The sequence below is a fragment of the Cohnella thailandensis genome (assembly GCF_014212135.1).
Lineage (GTDB): Bacteria > Bacillota > Bacilli > Paenibacillales > Paenibacillaceae > Cohnella > Cohnella thailandensis.
Map to the genome: position 1 here is coordinate 93822 of NZ_JACJVQ010000005.1, position 17768 is coordinate 111589.

The 17768-nt window shown below is 58.4% G+C and carries 16 protein-coding genes; 11 read left to right on the top strand and 5 right to left on the bottom strand.

What is annotated here, in order from left to right; genetic code table 11:
* Position 1: 1 nt before the first annotated feature.
* Positions 2–1618, top strand: coding sequence for a LeoA/HP0731 family dynamin-like GTPase (locus H7B67_RS05260; protein WP_342592510.1), 1617 nt, complete (start codon positions 2–4; stop codon positions 1616–1618).
* A gap of 26 nt (positions 1619–1644) precedes the next feature.
* On the opposite strand, the gene H7B67_RS05265 is transcribed toward H7B67_RS05260, so the two are convergent.
* A complete protein-coding gene (locus tag H7B67_RS05265) occupies positions 1645–1791 on the bottom strand; it encodes a hypothetical protein (protein ID WP_185118748.1) in 147 nt (48 codons plus the stop codon).
* A gap of 122 nt (positions 1792–1913) precedes the next feature.
* Here H7B67_RS05265 and H7B67_RS05270 point away from each other — a divergent pair, with 122 nt between their 5' ends.
* Positions 1914–2138: an H-type small acid-soluble spore protein gene (locus tag H7B67_RS05270; protein WP_185118749.1), complete on the top strand. Its 225-nt coding sequence runs from the start codon at positions 1914–1916 to the stop codon at positions 2136–2138.
* A gap of 179 nt (positions 2139–2317) precedes the next feature.
* Entirely contained in the window at positions 2318–2551 is a 234-nt protein-coding gene (locus H7B67_RS05275; RefSeq protein ID WP_185118750.1) for a ferredoxin, read from the top strand.
* Positions 2552–2677: 126 nt separating this feature from the next.
* Here H7B67_RS05275 and H7B67_RS05280 read toward each other — a convergent pair whose 3' ends face one another.
* The 3 genes from H7B67_RS05280 to H7B67_RS05290 all read right to left on the bottom strand — a co-directional run bounded on the left by H7B67_RS05280 (position 2678) and on the right by H7B67_RS05290 (position 7122).
* Positions 2678–4453 (bottom strand): ABC transporter ATP-binding protein, encoded by a 1776-nt coding sequence (locus tag H7B67_RS05280; protein WP_185118751.1) that lies wholly within the window; start codon positions 4451–4453, stop codon positions 2678–2680.
* Positions 4440–6215 (bottom strand): ABC transporter ATP-binding protein, encoded by a 1776-nt coding sequence (locus tag H7B67_RS05285; protein ID WP_185118752.1) that lies wholly within the window; start codon positions 6213–6215, stop codon positions 4440–4442. Before H7B67_RS05285 ends, H7B67_RS05280 begins: the two co-directional genes overlap by 14 nt.
* Before the next feature lie 277 nt (positions 6216–6492).
* Positions 6493–7122 (bottom strand): TetR/AcrR family transcriptional regulator, encoded by a 630-nt coding sequence (locus H7B67_RS05290; protein ID WP_185118753.1) that lies wholly within the window; start codon positions 7120–7122, stop codon positions 6493–6495.
* Between the two features lie 276 nt (positions 7123–7398).
* Here H7B67_RS05290 and H7B67_RS05295 point away from each other — a divergent pair, with 276 nt between their 5' ends.
* From H7B67_RS05295 to H7B67_RS05330, 8 genes are all read left to right on the top strand, one after another.
* Entirely contained in the window at positions 7399–8853 is a 1455-nt protein-coding gene (locus tag H7B67_RS05295) for a 4-hydroxyphenylacetate 3-hydroxylase family protein (protein ID WP_185118754.1), read from the top strand.
* 57 nt (positions 8854–8910) lie between these two features.
* Positions 8911–10686, top strand: coding sequence for an adenine deaminase (locus tag H7B67_RS05300; RefSeq protein WP_185118755.1), 1776 nt, complete (start codon positions 8911–8913; stop codon positions 10684–10686).
* A gap of 40 nt (positions 10687–10726) precedes the next feature.
* Complete coding sequence (locus H7B67_RS05305) at positions 10727–11584, top strand: transporter substrate-binding domain-containing protein (RefSeq protein ID WP_185118756.1); 858 nt, start codon at positions 10727–10729, stop codon at positions 11582–11584.
* Positions 11585–11600: 16 nt separating this feature from the next.
* The gene (locus tag H7B67_RS05310; RefSeq protein WP_185118757.1) at positions 11601–12305 is read left to right on the top strand and encodes an amino acid ABC transporter permease; all 705 of its coding nucleotides are present in this window, start codon (positions 11601–11603) and stop codon (positions 12303–12305) included.
* A gap of 48 nt (positions 12306–12353) precedes the next feature.
* A complete protein-coding gene (locus H7B67_RS05315) occupies positions 12354–13049 on the top strand; it encodes an amino acid ABC transporter permease (protein WP_281067841.1) in 696 nt (231 codons plus the stop codon).
* Positions 13050–13087: 38 nt separating this feature from the next.
* Positions 13088–14203 carry an acyl-CoA dehydrogenase family protein gene (locus H7B67_RS05320; RefSeq protein WP_185118759.1) on the top strand — a complete coding sequence of 372 codons (1116 nt, stop codon included), beginning with the start codon at positions 13088–13090 and terminating at the stop codon, positions 14201–14203.
* A gap of 12 nt (positions 14204–14215) precedes the next feature.
* Positions 14216–15580 (top strand): LLM class flavin-dependent oxidoreductase, encoded by a 1365-nt coding sequence (locus H7B67_RS05325; RefSeq protein WP_185118760.1) that lies wholly within the window; start codon positions 14216–14218, stop codon positions 15578–15580.
* A 70-nt stretch (positions 15581–15650) separates the two neighbouring features.
* A complete protein-coding gene (locus H7B67_RS05330; protein WP_185118761.1) occupies positions 15651–16397 on the top strand; it encodes an amino acid ABC transporter ATP-binding protein in 747 nt (248 codons plus the stop codon).
* Between the two features lie 59 nt (positions 16398–16456).
* Here H7B67_RS05330 and H7B67_RS05335 read toward each other — a convergent pair whose 3' ends face one another.
* Positions 16457–17731: a Zn-dependent hydrolase gene (locus H7B67_RS05335; RefSeq protein ID WP_185118762.1), complete on the bottom strand. Its 1275-nt coding sequence runs from the start codon at positions 17729–17731 to the stop codon at positions 16457–16459.
* Positions 17732–17768 lie beyond the last annotated feature (37 nt).

A 17768-nucleotide genomic window follows, 5' to 3' on the forward strand; every position in this document is an offset into this window, starting at 1 on the left:
CATTACATCCTATACGGAGCAAAAGAATAAGCTGAGGAATCTGCTATTCAAGCTGGAGAGCACGCTTGAGGAGAGTAAGACGAGACTGGGCCTCGAGAACGCGGAGCTGACTCGGAAGCTTGTCGCGGCTAGAGACAACCTGGAGAACGAGAAGTTCGTCATCGCCATGTTCGGCGCGTTTACCGATGGGAAATCCACGCTTTTATCCGCTTTGACCAAGAAGCTGGATATCCGGATCGCTCCCGAACCGACCACCGACTCCATTCAAGTGTATCCGTACGGGGATTACGTTATTGTGGATACCCCGGGGTTATTCTCCGACGACATGCTGCATGACGAACGCACAAAGAAATACATATCCGAAGCGAATGTCCTTCTTTATACGGTCGATCCGGTCAACCCGCTGAAGGAGAGCCACCATGCGACGATTCGGTGGTTGCTGCAGGACTTGCAGAAAATCGATTCGACGATCTTTATCGTCAACAAAATGGACGAAATTGCGGATCTGGACGATGAAAAGGACTTCGAGCTTCATGCTTCGATCAAGAAGGAAGTCGTGAGGGATACCCTGGGGCGGATTCTTTCCCATGATGTTTCTCCGCGAATCGTATGCACGGCAGGCAACCCCTTCGATCAGGGGCTTGAGCATTGGTTCGCTAATGAAGAGGAGTACATGCAGCTTTCGCGGATCCCGTTGCTCGTAGAGGAATTAAATGCCTTCATACGGGAATCCAGAAGCGGCCTGATGATCAAAGCCGGAATCAGCGTCATAAGGGACGCCGTTCTCCAATTGGAGTTCCAGTTGAAGGCCATGAACGAGAAGCTGTCCGACAAGCTCGAGGTTATTCGGAACCAAGAGCGGGAAGTGTCCGATTCCGTCGAGACGCTTCAAAGAGACATCTCCCGGAAGCACCAACAGATCAAGGAAGAAATTCTCACGATACGCCAGGACCTGCTCGTCTATATGGAAGGGGCGGCGGATCGCAAGCAGTTCGGATCGCGAGTGCAGGAGAGATTGGGCAACAACGGATACATTCTTCAGGAAAGAATCAACCTAGTGATCCAGAAGTATACGGAACAGTTGTTAGATGAACAGGATCAGTTGATTAGGGAAGTCGAAACTTCGGTTGAGTATCACAATCAGCTTCAGTCTCAGCTCTTGGAGTATTCCCGAAAAATGGGAATGAATCTGGTATCGAAGCTGGGCACCCAATCCACGCGGGCGATTGCCGACTCCATTCTTAAACTGCGGGACATGACCAAGCTTAATATCAAGTTTAAGCCATGGGGGGCGATGAAATGGGCTTCCCGTATCTCCAAATTCGCCGCGTGGATGCCCGTCATCGTAGACGTCGTAAGCATGGTCATGAAAGCCGTCGAAGAACAAAAGCTTCAAAGCGCCAAGCAGCAAATGAAGGAGCAGCTAGAAGAATTGTTTAAGGATTTCTTCGAGTCCTTTACGATCGAAGACTATACGGCCGCTTATTTCCCTGCCGTTAAAGGAACGATCGATATGCTTAAAGAGATTCGGAAGTCGACGGAGGAGTTCACGCAGCTGAAAGCGACGCTTGGCGATATCGCCTCGAGGCTCCGGGAAGATATCGAACTTCTTGTATGAGGCGATGAAGCTAACCTTTCGTACAGTCATTTAACGTCATTCCGATAATGAGGCTCGATCGTGGGATACAGAAACTGGTTCTCGAAATCGACCGTCCTCTCTTCCTCTTCGGAGGTTTCGTTGGCAAGCTTCGCGTTTTCTTGTTCGGGGTTCTTGCGATGTTTTTCGGTCATGGGGAACTCTCCTTCGAGGCATAAGTATCTATAGTCATGTTCCGGGGAACCCAAGAATATTCCGGCGGCTACACGTGAAGAATGAAACGGAGTTTACGCGAAGGAAAGGTTGGAACCGAAAGATGAACGTACAGCGCGCGTCGGAGATTGCCGCATCGCCGATCATGGCGAACGTGACCTTGGACGGTACTCCGGTATACATTCAACACGTCGACGAGGCCGAGGAGGTCGCCCGGGTATACCCGCTTGACCGTCCGGACCAAGAGATGAACGTGGCCGTAAGGCAACTGGTCGAGGATGGGGAAGAGGTCGGCTCCGTCGGCCCGATCCTTTGCCGCGACATCTGAAGGAAGAAGCAAGCCCCTATCCGCATTGGTCAATCCCCCTATCGAACAAGCTGTTTCCGGAATATCAACCGGGGACAGCTTGTTTTACTTTCTTTTTGTCTTACGATAGAGGTTTTTGGCGGAATTTGGAGAATGACTTTGTATGGCAACAATGCCGAAAATCGAAAGGGGAGTTGAGGATGGCCAAGTATACGCGGGTAGAAAAGGACAGATGTATCGTTTGCGGAGCTTGCGTGGCGATAGCGCCCGACGTTTACGAATACGATGACGAGGGATATGCCGGCGTCATCTTCGGCGGGGACGACAATCGCGGGGTCACGGCTATCGACGAGGAGTTTCTGGATGATTTGCTGGACGCGGAAGACGGCTGTCCGACGCTTGCGGTCAAACTCTCGGACACGCCTTTCTCCTGAACCATTCCGTTCCTCTAAAGCGAATTTAACGCTCCGCGTCGGCAGTCGATGCGGGGCGTTTTTCGATGATGGAAAAACAATCCCCCGAACAAGGATTCGGGGGATTGCTGCCTATTGCCGGAAGCCTTAAGCCTCCATCTTCTGAGCCGTATACAGCTTGTAGTACCTGCCGCGCTGCGCCATAAGCTCGTCGTGCGAGCCGCTCTCGGCGATGCCCTTGTCCGAGACGTACAGGATGCGGTCGCAGTTCTTGACCGTGGACAGGCGGTGGGCGATGATGAACGACGTCCGGCCCTTAAGCAGCTCGTTCAGCCCCTTCTGGAGCAGGCGCTCGGTCCGGGCATCGATGGACGAGGTGGCCTCGTCCAGGATGAGGATGCGAGGGTCGGCGAGCAGCGTGCGGGCGAACGAGATGAGCTGGCGCTGGCCTTGGGACAGCTTCGAGCCGCGCTCATTGACTTCGGTCAGGTAGCCCTGCTCGAACTCGCGGATGAAGTCGTCGGCGCAGACGGCCTTGGCCGCGGCGATGACTTCTTCCTCGGTGGCGTCCAGCTTGCCGTAGCGGATATTGTCCAGGATCGTGCCGGAGAAGATGAAGCTGTCCTGCAGCATGATGCCCATCTGGCTGCGCAGCGACTTCAGCTTCACTTCCGCGATGTCGTGGCCGTCGACGAGAATGGCGCCGTCCGTGACGTTGTAGAAGCGCGAGATCAGGTTGACGACGGTCGTCTTGCCGGCGCCGGTCGGGCCGACGAGCGCGATGCTCTCGCCCGCCTTGACGTGGAAGTTCAAGTTCTCCAGGATATTCAAGCCCGGATCGTAAGCGAAGGTGACGTTGTCGAACGTGACGCTGCCCTTGATCGGCGGGAGCTCTCGCGCGTCCTTAACGTCGCTGACGGTGACCGGCTCGTCGAGAGTCTCGAAGATACGCTCGAGATAAGCGACGGAGTTGATGAAGCTGTTGTAGATGTTCGACAGGTTCAGAATCGGCTGCCAGAAGCGGGAAGCGTAGGCGCTCATGGCGAGAATGACGCCGAAGGTCGCCTCGGCCGGGCCCATAACCAGCAGTCCGACGAAGAAAATGGCCGTCAATACGAGGGTCGCAAGGTTGTCTACCGAGAACGGGACGAGATGGGTGAAGTACATCGCTCTCATCCATGCCTTGCGGTAGTTGACCGCCAACCGGGTAAAGATGCCTTCGTTGCGCTCCTCGCGCGTGAAGATCTGCGTGACGCGAATGCCGCTGATGCTCTCCTGCAGGTAAGCGTTCATGTTGGAGCTCTTATTGGACACCATCTGCCAAGCCCGGCGCTGTCTCGTCTTAAGCAGGAACATGACGAGGAGGAAGATGGGCAGCCCGGCAAGGATGACGAGCGACAGCTTCGCGTCCACGGCGAACATGAAGATCGCTATGAAGACCAGGTTCAGGATTTCGAGAATGAAGTTTATGATACCGTTGGACAGCACGTCCGAGACAGCGTTGACATAGTTAACGACCCGGATCAGGATCTTCCCTTGCGGCCGGTCGTCGTAATACTGGAACGGCAGCTGCTGAAGATGCTTGAACAGATCCGACCGGATCTCGAAGATGATGTCCTGGCCGACACGGGTCATGATGCGCGAGCGGATCGTCGCCAGAATGACGCTGACGACGATGGTCGCGAGCGTCATCGCCGACCAGAACAGCAACGCCGGTTTGTCCTTGGCCGGAATCGTCACGTCGATGACGTGCTGGACGATCAGCGGCGCGGAGAGTCCGATGCCGGCCGAGAGGGCGCTCAGCAGGAAGGCGACGAGCATCGGCGTCTTCTGTTTGCGGATATAGACCATCGCCCTGCGGAAGTGGCGGATGTCGAACGGCGATTCCAGATCCTCGTCGATGTCGAATTTATTTCTGGCCATGTGCCGTCACCTGCCTTCCCAAGCCCTCGTTCTGGAGCATGAATACTTCGTAATAATAGCCTCGTTTCGCCAATAGCTCGGCGTGCGTGCCGTCCTCGATGACGCGGCCGTTATCCAGGATGAGGATCCGGTCCGCGCTTGCCGTCGTGGACACGCGCTGGGCGATAATGATCTTCGTGCAGGAATAGTCGAGCTCCCGAAGGCTCTTCTGGATATGCTCCTCCGTCTCCAGGTCGACGGCCGAGGTCGTGTCGTCCAGGATGAGGATCGGAGGCTTGACGGCCAGGGCGCGCGCCAGCGCGATGCGTTGCTTCTGACCGCCGGACAGGCCGACGCCGCGTTCGCCGACGATCGTGTCGTAGCCCTCCGGCATCTTCCGGATGAAGGCGTCGGCGGCGGCGAGCCTCGCGAACCGATGGACCTCCTCCTCCGGCATCTCCGGATCGCCGTAGGCGATGTTGCCGTCGATCGTATCGGAGAACAGCAGCACGTCCTGCGTCGCCACTCCGATATTGGCTCTCAGCTCGCCCAGCTCCAAGCCTCGAACGTCCTTGCCGTCCACCAGAACCCGGCCGGCCGTCACGTCGTAGAAGCGGGGAATCAGGTTGATGAGCGACGTTTTCCCCGAACCGGTCGCCCCCATGATCGCCACCGTCTCGCCGGGCTCGATCGTGAAGTCGATGTCGTCGAGGACGGTCGCGTTGTCGTACTTGAAGCTCACGTGCTCGAAGGCGATTCGGCCCTCGTAACGGCGCTTCTCGATCGGATTGCGATCGTTGACGATGCCCGGCTTGGAGTAGTAGATATCGATGATTTTGTTAAGGCTGGCGAAGAAGCGTTGAATGTCGTTGATAATGATGCCGATGTTGCGCATCGGGTTCGACAGGCCCCAGATAAGAGCGGAGAAGGCGGAGAATTCCCCGAACGTAAGCCGTCCGTCCATGACGAGCATGCCGCCCACGATCATCAGGATGACGTTGAAGCCTTGGGCGAACGTCTCCAGGTAAGGGAAGTAGTCGAGCCACACCATCGCCGCCGCTTTGTTGGCCTTCGCGTAGTGGACGTTTTTCTCCGTGAACTTCTCGACTTCGAACTCCTCGCGAGCGAACGCCTTGACGACGCGATTGCCCGCGATATTCTCTTGGGTCGTCGTGTTGAGCTGGGACAGCCGTTCCCGCAGGTCGATGTACATCGGCCGTACTCGCTTGGCGAATAGAAACGCTACTATAAAGATAGGAGGCGAGAGAATGAGCAGCCATAGAGTCAGTTCGGCGTCGATATAGAAGAAGTAGACGACCGCCGCCACGAAGATCGTCAGCGATTCGATGATCGTCTTGAATATCCACGCCATCGTGTGCCGCACCATATCGAGGTCGCCCGTCATCTTCGTCATGAGGTCCCCGGTACGGTTGCGGTCGTAGTAGCTCATGTCCTGGCCCTGAATCTTGTTGTAGAGATAGATTCGAACCCGGTAGAGCATGCTTTGCGAAGCGACCTCATAGAGCAGAGTCGTGCCGTAGGCGAGCCCCGTGCGCAGCAGCGAGAAGCCCACCATGCCGAGGCAGAGGCCGATCAGCAGACCCCGTTCGTTCGTCAGATTGGCCATCGCGTTGTCGTTGGCGATGAAGGTGTCGACGATGCGCTGTCCGAGGTACGGGTTGATGATGGTCAGCGACGAGCCTATGACGGAGAGACATAAAGCGATAATGTACCGTGCTCGATCCCCGATCAAATTGTGCCATAACCACTTCAGTTGAAACATTCGATCACCGGCTTTTTCTGTAGGTTTGAATGCTTGAAAGCGATCTCCTTTTTTAACAAAACAATGGGATTATAACACAAATAAGAGGAAGAGGGACGCTTTCCGGCATAAGTGAACAAATAATATTTGAAGCCCGAAAATATGTCCGCATCCCTCTATCGTTTCGCGCCATACGACTCCGAAATCGCGACATTTCGGGCTGCAAAAGAAGAAAACCGCGCCCTTAGAAGCCGAAGCTTCCGAGGATGCGGTTTTTGGTTCTCGGGGAAAAGCCAAGCTATCCTGCCTCGTAGCCCATCGCCCGATAGAAGCCCAACTCCGAGATTCGGGTCAGCTGCAAGGCCATGTAATGAGGCGAATAGATTCGATTCTGCTCGAACCATCTGCGGATGGTGCCCATCGCGGAAGAGCTCGCGTAATCGAGCAGGATATCCAGGGGGACAAGAAGCTTCTGGCTTGGCTGCGCGCTGGTGATTCTCAGGTAGAAAAATTCGCGGATGGATTCCAGCATTCTATCCGATAAGGAGGAGTCCTGCATCCGGGTGAGGATAATCCGATAGAAAGTTTCGTTCTCCGCCAAATGTTCGAATAGGGCCAGGAAATACGGGTCGGGCGTCTCGAAATCGGTCTGGAAAGGGGGAGCCGAGAGGCCGTATTCGGGCGAGGCGAGCTTGCCGAGAGCGGACAGCTTCTCTTCGGCGATCTTATCCATCAGTTCGAATTTGTCTTGATAATGGGCATAGAAGGTAGAACGATTCACGTTGGCTCTCTCGGTGATATCCCGAACGAGGATCTCGGAAAAAGGTTTCTCTGTCGCCAGAGACAAAAGAGCGTCTCGGACGAGCTGTTGCGTGCGGACGATTCTACGATCCGTTGGACCGCCAAGGCGACTGGAAGTCACTGGCATACCTCCCATCATTTTGACCGACATATGACTTGAATTTGTTGGTTAGCCAACATATTGGACAGATGTATGTTAGGTAAAATAACAGAATGCTTGCGTTTTCAATGCGCATTATCTACCCGATAATAGACTTTCTGTGATGTTTTGTTGGTTATCATACTACGATCGCGAAAATGTCGGTTGATATAAATGTGATAATAGCTATCATAAATGATTATCTAATGTTAATCAACGGGTAGTCCGTTTCGCTATCGGCAGATAGAGAGGGGTTTATAGGCTTTGAGGGGAGCACGGTTTCTAGATAGCTTGAACGATGGTCGCCATGTCTGGCTTGAAGGCAAGAGGTTAGAGAATCTACCGCAGCATCCGGCTTTCCGCGGAACGTTGGAGACGATCCGAACGCTATTCGACACGTTGGACAACCCGGGCGTCCGGGACCGCGTGGGCTTCCGGATTCCGGGAAGAGATCGTTACGCCCACAGCTCGTTCCTCGTTCCCTTCACGGCGGAGGACCTCGCGAAGCGAAACGAAGCATTCTCCTATTGGTCGGAGCAGACCCATGGCATGATGAGCCGATTGTCCGATTACGCCCGTTCGATGATCACCGGCTGGTACGCTGCGCGAAGCCAGCTCGGCCGATTGGATCCCGGGTTCGAGAGCAAGATCTCGGCCTATTACGAGCAAGCGAGAGACAACGATCTGTTCCTGACGACGGCGATCATCGATCCTCAGATCGACCGTTCCAGCGGGCTGGACGACGGGCGGATCTCCGAACGCTTTCTGCACGTCGTTCGGGAGAATTCGGAGGGAATCGTCGTTCGGGGCGCGAAGATGATCGCCACCGGAGCCCCTTACACTCACGATTTTATTATCTCCTCTTTCCTGAAGTTCGAGATGAAGGACAGCAAGCACGCCCACGTCCTCGTCGTTCCCGCGAATTCTCCGGGCTTGCATATCGTCTGCCGGGAATCGTTCGCGGACAACCGGGAGCAGAACCATCCGCTCAGCTCCCGTTACGACGAGATGGACGCGGTTTTGTTCTTCGACGACGTGCTGATCCCTTGGGAGCGAGTGCTGCTGTACGGGGATGCCGAGAAGGTGCTGGCGCTTCGGAACAACCATACGGCGAACGCGCTGGCGTTCCACCAGAACATCGTCCGGTTCGTCGCCAAGCTGGAATTCGTAACGGGAGTCGCCTTCGCGGTCGCCGAATCGATCGGGGCGAACGGCTTCCTTCACGTCCAGGAGAAGCTGGGCGAGCTGCTCATCCAGATCGACGTCATCAAGTCGCTAGTCGTCGCTTCGGAAGCCAAGGCGAAGCCGGACGAATCCGGCGTTCTCGTGCCGGAGCTCGGCTATATTCATTCGGCGAGGAATATCGGAACGAAGTTTTATCCGAGAGCGCTCGAAATCCTGCAGCAGGTCGGCGGCGGAGGCTTCGTTCAGTCGCCGTCGGGAGTCGAGGACTTCTACGGTCCGATCTCGAAGCTGATGCATCTCTACTTCGAAGGGGCGAACGTCAGCGCGGAGAAGAAGGTCCAGCTGTTCAAGCTCGCTTGGGACCTGATCGGCAGTCCGCTGGGATCGCGGCATGAGCTGTACGAGCGATTCTATGCCGGCGATCCGGTTCGCAACATCGCGGCCCAATACGCCTCCCACGACAAATCGAGCCTCACGGATCCGGTCTGGAGGCTGCTTAAGATGACCAGCAAGAACGGATCCACCCTGCTCTAGAACGAAATAAATCAGATTGAAATCAAGGATGATGGAACCCGAAAGGAGCTTGTCCTTATGAACCGACAACAACTCGTAGCTTCCGCCCGAGGCGATGCGCCGATCGATCTGGCGATCGAGAACGTGAAGCTGGTCAACGTATTCTCCGGAGAGATTTATCCGGCCGCCATCGGGGTTACGGGCGACACCATCGTTCACGTGACCTCGCCGGGCGTCACGACGCTGGAAGCCAAGGCGAAGATCGACGGCCGCGGCCGGTACGCCATTCCCGGCCTTATCGACACGCACGTTCACGTGGAAGTAAGCATGCTGACGCCGGCCGAGTTCGCCAACGCGATCCTCCTGCACGGAACGACGACCGTGCTTACCGATCCGCACGAGATCGCCAACGTGCTCGGGGAGCGCGGCGTCAAGTACATGGTGGACGCGACGGAGGGCATGGACATCCGGATGATGAACATGCTGTCCTCCTGCGTTCCGGCCGCCCCCGGGCTGGAGACGTCCGGAGCGGACTTCACGCCGGAGGCGGTCGGGAAGATGCTCGCCTGGGACGGCATCTATGGCCTCGGCGAAGTGATGAGCTACCTCGGCGTCATTCAAGGCGAAGAACGGATGGCCGGCATTCTCGAAGCGGGAGAACGGTCGGGCAAGCTCATTCAAGGCCATGCCCCCCGCGTCTCGGGCCGGGACTTGTCGGCATACATGATCGCGGGCCCGAATTCCGATCACGAATCCCGGACCAAGGAAGAAGCGATCGAGAAGATCCGCTCGGGCATGATCGTCGAGCTTCGGGAAGGCTCCTTCTCCCTGAGCATCGAAGAATGCGCCCCGATTCTGAAGGACATGGGCTATCTGCCGAACGTCTGCTTCTGTTCCGACGATTTGCTCCCGCACGACCTGGCTGACCGCGGACACATGAACTACATCGTCCGCAAGGCCATCGAGCATGGCATCGACCCGGTCAACGCGATACGCTACGCGACGCTGAACTCGGCGGAGCGGCTGGAGCGCAGAGATCTGGGAGCGATCGCGGCCGGCAGGCTCGCCGACATCGTGCTGGTCGACGAGCTGGCGGCGATGAACGTGTCCGACGTGTTCGTCGGCGGCAAGCACGTCGTGCGCGAAGGAGAGCTGATTCGTCCCCAGCCGGCCATCGCTCCTCCGGAGGACTTTCTCAAGACGGTGAAGCTTCCCGAGATCACCGCGGAGGATCTGGTGCTCCGCGTGGACGATCCGAACGCGACGGAGGCCCGGGTGCGCCTCATCGAGTACGACGTGGCGCCGGGAATCCCGACCGACTTCCTCGAGACCGCGCTTCCGGTGAAGGACGGACAGCTCGTTCCCGAAGCGTACGACGGTCCGAAAGGTCCGCTCTGCCGGGTCGCGGTATTCCACCGCCACGGGCTGAACGAGAATCGCAACCTTGGCCTGCTGGCGGGGTACGGGATTATCGCGGGGGCGGTCGCGACGACGGTCGCTCACGACAGCCACAACCTGGCGGTGCTCGGAGTGGACACGGACGACATGGTCATCGCGGCGAACGAGCTTCGCAAGTCCCAAGGCGGCTTCGTCGCCGTCAAGGACGGCAAGGTGATCGCGCATCTGCCGTTCCCGCTGGCGGGACTGATGAGCCTTGAACCGGCGTCCGAGCTCGTGCCGAAGCTCAAGAGCTTCGTGGACGTGCTGCTTAAGGAGATCATGCCGGGCAAGAATCCGATTCACCGGATGATCGCCGTCACCCTTCCCGTCATCCCGAAGGCCAAGATCACGGACCTCGGGCTGGTCGAGGTAGAGACGCAGCAATTCAAGCCCTTCATCATGGCAACACGGTAACACCAAATAGAAACAAGATCGAAAAGGGAGATGAGTGGAGATGAAAAAAAGCTTTGCGGTAATGACGCTCGCGCTCAGCGTGACGGTAGTGGCGGCTGGATGCTCGAACAACAACAATAACGGGGGAGCGGCCAGCCCGACCGCTTCCTCATCGGCATCCGCTTCTTCGTCGGCATCGGCATCCGCGGAAGCGAAGGTCGTCAAGATGGCGATCAACAACACATGGAAGCCGTTCGGCTTCGTGGACGACAAGGACGAGCTGGCCGGCTACAACGTCGACGTGCTCAAGGCGATCGATGAGAAGATTCCGGAGTACGAATTCGAATACGAGGGCGTCGACCAATCGGCCGTCTTCGTCGGCGTCGACACCGGCAAGGACGTTCTCGGAGCGGGCAGCTTCTTCAAGACGGCCGAGCGCGAAGAGAAGTACCTGTTCCCGGACGAGAACTACGGCAACATCGTGATGTACCTGGCGGTCAAGAGCGACAATTCCGACATCAACTCGCTGGACGACCTGGTCGGCAAGAAGCTCGTTCCGCTCATGCCGAACACGAGCAACTACAACATCATCAAGGATTACAACGACGCTCATCCGGACGCTCCGATCAAGCTCGAGACGATCGACAACGTGACGACGGCGGACGCCCTCAAGTGGGTCGCATCCGGCCGCTACGACGCCTTCCTCATTCCGGGCATGACCTACTACGATACGCAGAAGGACCTGAACCTCGACCTGAAGCTGACGGACGCCATTCAGACGAACCCGATCTACTTCGTCCTGAACAAGAGCGAGACGGACCTCAAGACCAAGATCGACGAGGCGCTTAAGGAGCTCAAGGCCGACGGCACGCTCTCGACCATCTCCCAGACGTGGATGGGCGAAGACATCTTCAAATAAGAATCGAGGCTGACAGATGGGCATTACCTTCAATCCGGAATACATCGTCAAGGTTTTTCCCAAGCTGCTCGAGGCTTTGCCCTTGACTCTATTGATCGTAATCCTATCGCTGGCCTTCGGACTGCTCCTGGCTTTGCTGCTTGCCGCGGCGAAGCTGGGAAGCAGCCGGATTCTTCGAATCCTGGCTACGTGGTACATTTCGTTCATACGGGGAACTCCTCCTCTCGTTCAGCTGTTCCTGGTCTTTTACGGACTTCCGCAGGTGCTCAAAGGCATCGGCATCGATATCAACAGCTGGGACAAAGTCGTATTCGCCATCATTACCTTCTCATTAAACGGGGCGGCATTCCTGTCGGAGATCATGAGATCGGCTTACCAGGCCGTCGATCGCGGACAACAAGAGGCCGCCTTTAGCGTAGGGATGACCCCGTTTCAAGCGTTCCGGAGAGTCATGCTGCCGCAGGCCTTCGCGATCGCCCTTCCCAATCTCGGCAACTCCGCGATTTCTCTTCTGAAGGAGACCTCGCTTGCCTTCACGATCGGCGTCGTCGACGTCATGGGCCGCGCGCAGGTCATCAGCATTCGCTCGAACGGCGTCAACCAGCTGGAGCTGTTCATCGCGGTCGCGCTTCTCTATTGGGCACTCTGCTTCATCATCGAGAAAGCCGTCGCCTTGCTCGAGAGAGCGTTCAAGAAGGGGCACAAGGGAGTCGCCGGATAACGTTCGACAAATGGCATAAGGGAAGGAACGTTTCTTATGGTCTTCGACATGGAGTTTGCACTAAAGTCATTACCGAAAATAATCGCCGGCATCCCGATGAGCCTGCTCATCTCGGTCTTCGCCATTCTGGCGGGCCTCGTGATCGGGTTCCTGGTGACGCTCTGCCGCATGTACAAGGTGCCGGTATTAAATAGACTCGCGATCATCTATGTCTCGTTCATTCGCGGGACTCCGCTGCTCGTGCAGATTTACGTGATCTACTACGCTCTTCCGATGGTCGCCGATTGGGCCGGAATGAAGCTGGGCCTCCCGATCTCTTCGGCGGATCTCCCGCCGCTCGCCTTCGCGCTTACGGCATTCACGATCTATTCGGGGGCTTACCTGTCGGAGACGATCCGCGCGGCGCTTAGCGCGGTCGACCCGGGGCAGATGGAAGCGGGCTATTCGGTCGGTCTCACCACCTGGCAGACGTTCCGCCGGATCGTCATTCCGCAGGCGTTCGTCGTGGCGCTCCCGAGCATCGGGAACAACTTCCTGGGTCTGATCAAGGGAACGTCTCTGGCGTTCACCGTCATGGTTATCGAAGTCATGTCCAACGCCAAGATCGCGGCGGCGGATGGGTATCGCTACATGGAATCTTACGTCGACGCCGCTATCGTTTACTGGTTGCTCTGCATTGTTTTCGAGAGATTGTTCGCATGGTTGGAGAAGAGAAGCGGGCGTTATCGTTCGAAGTCCGCGTAACCGACAAGAGGCCGACAGCCAACGAGGAGGAACGGATCATGAGCAAGGGGACGGACAAGACGGATAGCTATTGGCTCGGCATCGCCGGGGATCTGTCCGCGGAATTCGCGAAGAAGGCGGCGGACGTGGACAGGATGGGCGAATTGCCCAAGGAGAATCTGATCGCGCTGTCCGAGAGCGGCTTGGATCTGGCGATCCTGCCCAAGGAATGGGGCGGAGGGGGCATCTCCTACCGTACCTACGGGAAGATCGTCTTCGCCATTGCCCGGGGCTGCCCGGCGACCGCCTGCATCTGGCTCATGCACACCGGAGCGGCCGAAGGTCTCGTCATGCTGTCCTCTCCGGAGAGGTCTCGCTACTATCTGGAGGAATTGAAGCGAGGCAAGCGGTTCGCCAGCGCGCTCAGCGAGCCGGCCTCCGGCAACCTGTTCCTCAGCCCGGTGCAAGAGGCGATCCCTCTGCCGGACGGCGACTGGAAGCTCGAAGGCGCCAAGCGCTTCGTTTCCGGATCGGAGTGGGCCGACTACTTCATCGTCAACATCGGGATCGAAGGCAAGACGACTTTCTTCGGCGTGGAGCGGGACGATTCCGTCGTCATCCACGACATCTGGGATTCTCTTGGCATGAGGGGGACCCGGAGCCAACTGATAGGCTTCAACGGTACCCGGCTGAAGAAGGAGAATCGCTGCGGCGAGGCTCTGCGTGCCCGCCAGGGCCTGATCGCGCTCGGCCTTCCGTGGCTGTCGCTCGGCATCGCCCAATCGGCTTACGATGCCATGCGCGCGCACGCGGAGAAGAAAATGCTTCCGTCGACGGGCTTGCCGCTCGGCCACGCGCAATGGGTTCAGGTCGAGGTTGCCCAGGCTTACGTGAAGCTGAAGGCGGCCAAGCTGCTCGCCGAGGACCTGCTTCGCCTGGCGGACGAGCATTCGGAGGAGACGAACCGGGCGGGACTCGAGGCGAAGCTGATGGCGAACCAGGTCGCGAAGGAGATCGCGGACCTTGGCATCCGCGTCGGAGGCGGGCTTGCCTACACGAAGGCGCTCCCGTTCGAGCGGCATCTCCGCGATGCCCAGGCGGGCGGCCTGATGGCTTATTCCAGCGAGCTGTGCCAGATTCACATCGGACAATCCGAGCTTCGGGTCGGGAAGTAGGGAGGCGGGAAGATGGCGAAGAAGATCCTGCTTAACGCATTCGACATGAACAGCGCCATGCACAACGCCCACGGCTTGTGGAGGCACCCCCTGAATCAACGGAACTATACGAGCTTGGACTATTGGGTGGAGCAGGCAAAGCTGCTGGAACGCGGCCTCTTCGACGCGATCTTCTTCGCGGACGTGCTCGGCTACTACGATACGTACCAAGGCAGCCGCGACGCCGCGCTGCGGGACGCCGTCCAGGTTCCGAACAACGACCCAACCCTGCTCATCTCCGCTATGGCGTACGCGACCAAGCATCTCGGCTTCGCGGTCACGGTGCCGACGACCTACGAGATGCCGTTCGCCCATGCCAGAAGAATGTCCACTCTCGATCATCTGACGGGAGGCCGAATCGGCTGGAACATCGTCACGTCCTTCCTGCCGAGCGCGGCGCGCAACTTCGGCATGGACAAGATGATCGCCCACGACGACCGGTACGAGATGGCGGAGGAGTACCTCGAAGTCGTCTACAAGCTATGGGAAGGCAGCTGGGAGGACGACGCGGTCGTCCGGGATCTCGCCCGGGGCATGTACGCCGATCCCGCCAAGGTGCATGAGATTCGCCACGAGGGAGCCCATTTCCGGGTGGCGGGACCGCATATCAGCGAGCCGTCCCCGCAGCGGACGCCTTTGCTTCTCCAAGCCGGAGCTTCGGGGCGAGGACGCGAGTTCTCCGCCAAGCACGCGGAGTGCGTGTTCATCGATTCCCACTCGTTCGAGAGCACGAAGTTCTACGTCGACGACATACGCGCCAAGGCGGTCGCGAACGGCCGCAGGCCCGAGGACGTCAAGGTGTTCATGGCGACGAACATCGTCGTCGGCCGGACAAGGGAGGAAGCGGAGGAGAAGCTTCGCGAGATGACGAGGCTAAGCAGCCCCGAGGGACCGCTCGCGCTGTACGGAGGCTTCAGCGGCATCGATCTGTCGCAGTACGATCCGGACGATTACATGGGGTACAAGGCGACGGACCACGGGCAGGCGTCGGTGGCGCGGTTCACCACCCAGTCCGAGAAGAGGCTCAAGGTCGGAGAAGTCATCGAGACGGTGCGGAAGATCGGCGGCCGCAACAGCCTCATCCTCGGCAGTCCGGAGGAAGTTGCGGACGGCATGCAGGCATGGATGGAGAACACCGGCATCGACGGTTTCAATCTCGCGAACTTGATCCTTCCGGGTACGTTCCAAGACGTCGTCGATCTCGTCGTGCCCGTTCTGCAGGAGAGAGGCCTCTACAAGACCGAATACGATCCGGGAACATTGCGCGAGAAGCTGTTCGGAGGAAGCGGAAGGCTGCCCGAGCGACATCCCGCGGCGTCGTTCCGGAATTTGCCCTGATGCACAGAACCAGTACTAATCAAGGAGTGAGGGTCATGGATGCGCGCATGAACAATCGAGGTGACGAAGAATGATCAAGCTCGCCGGCATCAAGAAATCGTACGACAAGCACGAGGTGCTCAAGGGCATCGACCTGGTCGTGAACAAGGGCGAGGTCGTGGCGATTCTCGGGCCGAGCGGCTCGGGCAAGACGACGCTGCTCCGCTGCATCAACTACCTGGAGAAGCCGGGAGACGGGGAGATCTCGATCGGGGATTTCCATTTCCGCTGCAAGCGCCCGCACAAGAAGGACGTCCACTCTCTGCGGCAGAAGTCGGCGATGGTATTCCAGCACTATAACCTGTTCAAGAACAAGACCGCCCTGCAGAATGTCATGGAGGGCCTCGTCATCGCGCAGAAGGTTCCGAAGGAAGAAGCGAAACGGAGAAGCATCGCGCTTCTGGAAAAGGTCGGCCTCGGCGCGAAGCTCGATGCCTACCCGAGCCAGCTGTCCGGCGGACAACAGCAGCGGGTCGGCATCGCGCGCGCCTTGGCGCTCAATCCGGACGTCATTCTGTTCGACGAGCCGACGTCGGCGCTCGATCCGGAGCTCGTCGGAGAGGTTCTGGGCGTTATTCGCCAGATCGCGAAGGAAGGCATCACGATGATCATCGTGACCCACGAGATGAGCTTCGCGCAGGAAGTCGCGAACCACGTCGTGTTCATGGATCAAGGCGTCATCGTAGAGGAAGGCGCGCCGTCCGAGCTCTTCAACAATCCGAAGGAGGAGCGCACGAAGCAATTCCTCAAGCGGATCCGGCCGGAAGCGAACGTCTAGGAAACCGAATCACCCGCGTCCGTGCCGCGAATTCGCGAGACGGGGCGGGTGATTCCGGTTTACGGGGAAGAGGCCAGCTGCTTAAGCGTATCGTCCAGCACCCTCAGCCCGACGGCGAGATCGGACAGCGACGCCCATTCCGCGGGATTATGGCTGATGCCTTCGAGGCAGCGGACGAAGATCATGCCGGTCGGCACCCGCCGTCCGATTACCATCGCGTCGTGGCCGGCGCCGCTCGTCAGCTCGAAGGCGGGCAAGCCTTCCCGTTCCACGGCTTGGCGAATGCAGGCCATGAGGAGCGGGGACATCGGCGTCGGGTCGATCTTGATGTTGACGTCGCAGCTAACCTGAAGCCCGCGCCTGGCCGCGATCTCTTGCGCGACTCGAACGATCTCGTCGATCAGCCGGTCTCGGCTCCCGAGATCGATATCGCGCACGTCGACGACCAGCTTGACCTCGCCGGGGATGACGTTGCTTCCGTTCGGGTAGACGTCGAACTTGCCGACGGTCGCGACGGCGGTCGGGCTGAACGCCTCCGGAAGGCTGTCCAGCACGGCAACGAATTCGCCGGCGCCCGCCAGCGCGTCGGAACGCATGCCCATCGGCGTCGTTCCGGCGTGGGAGGCGCGGCCGGTCCATCTCATGTCGAGCCAGGCGGGACCGGCGATGCCGTTCACGATGCCGACGGGAAGGCCTTGCTTCTCCAGCACCTGGCCTTGCTCGATATGAAGCTCGACGTAGCCGTGGAGCTCGTCCGGCTTGCGGGCCGCTTCATGGGCCCGGGCGGCATCGAGTCCGTCCGCCCGCAGCACTTCCTCGAAGCCGAGGCCATCATCGTCGCGATAGTGCTTGACCGCTTCGAGATCGAGCTCGCCCATCATGAAGTGGCTGCCGGTCAGGCTGGCATGGAAGCGGGAGCCTTCCTCGTCCGCGAAGGCGGCGACCTCCAGCCCTCGGATCGGGGCGTAGCCTTGCTCCTTCCAGCGTTGGGCCACCTCCAACGCGGTCAGAACGCCGGCGACGCCGTCGAAGTGGCCGCCGTTCGGAACGGTATCGATATGCGAGCCGGCTAGCACGATCGGAAGCTCCGGCCGCGAGCCTTCCAGCAGCCCGAAGACGTTGCCGACGGCGTCCTCGCGGACTCGAAGGCCCGCCTCTCGCATCCAGCCCTTGAGAAGCTCCTTCGCCTGCCTGTCTTCCGGAGAATAGGCGACGCGAGTCGCTCCGAAGTCCGGCGTCGCGCCAATCTCGCTGAGCGCATGAAACCGGGAAGCCAAACGGTCCAGGTTCGTCTTATTGTCATAAGATTCGGTTAATTTCGCGAATAAGTTCATGATGTCCACCTTCGTCTGTCGTTTGTTCACCATCTTA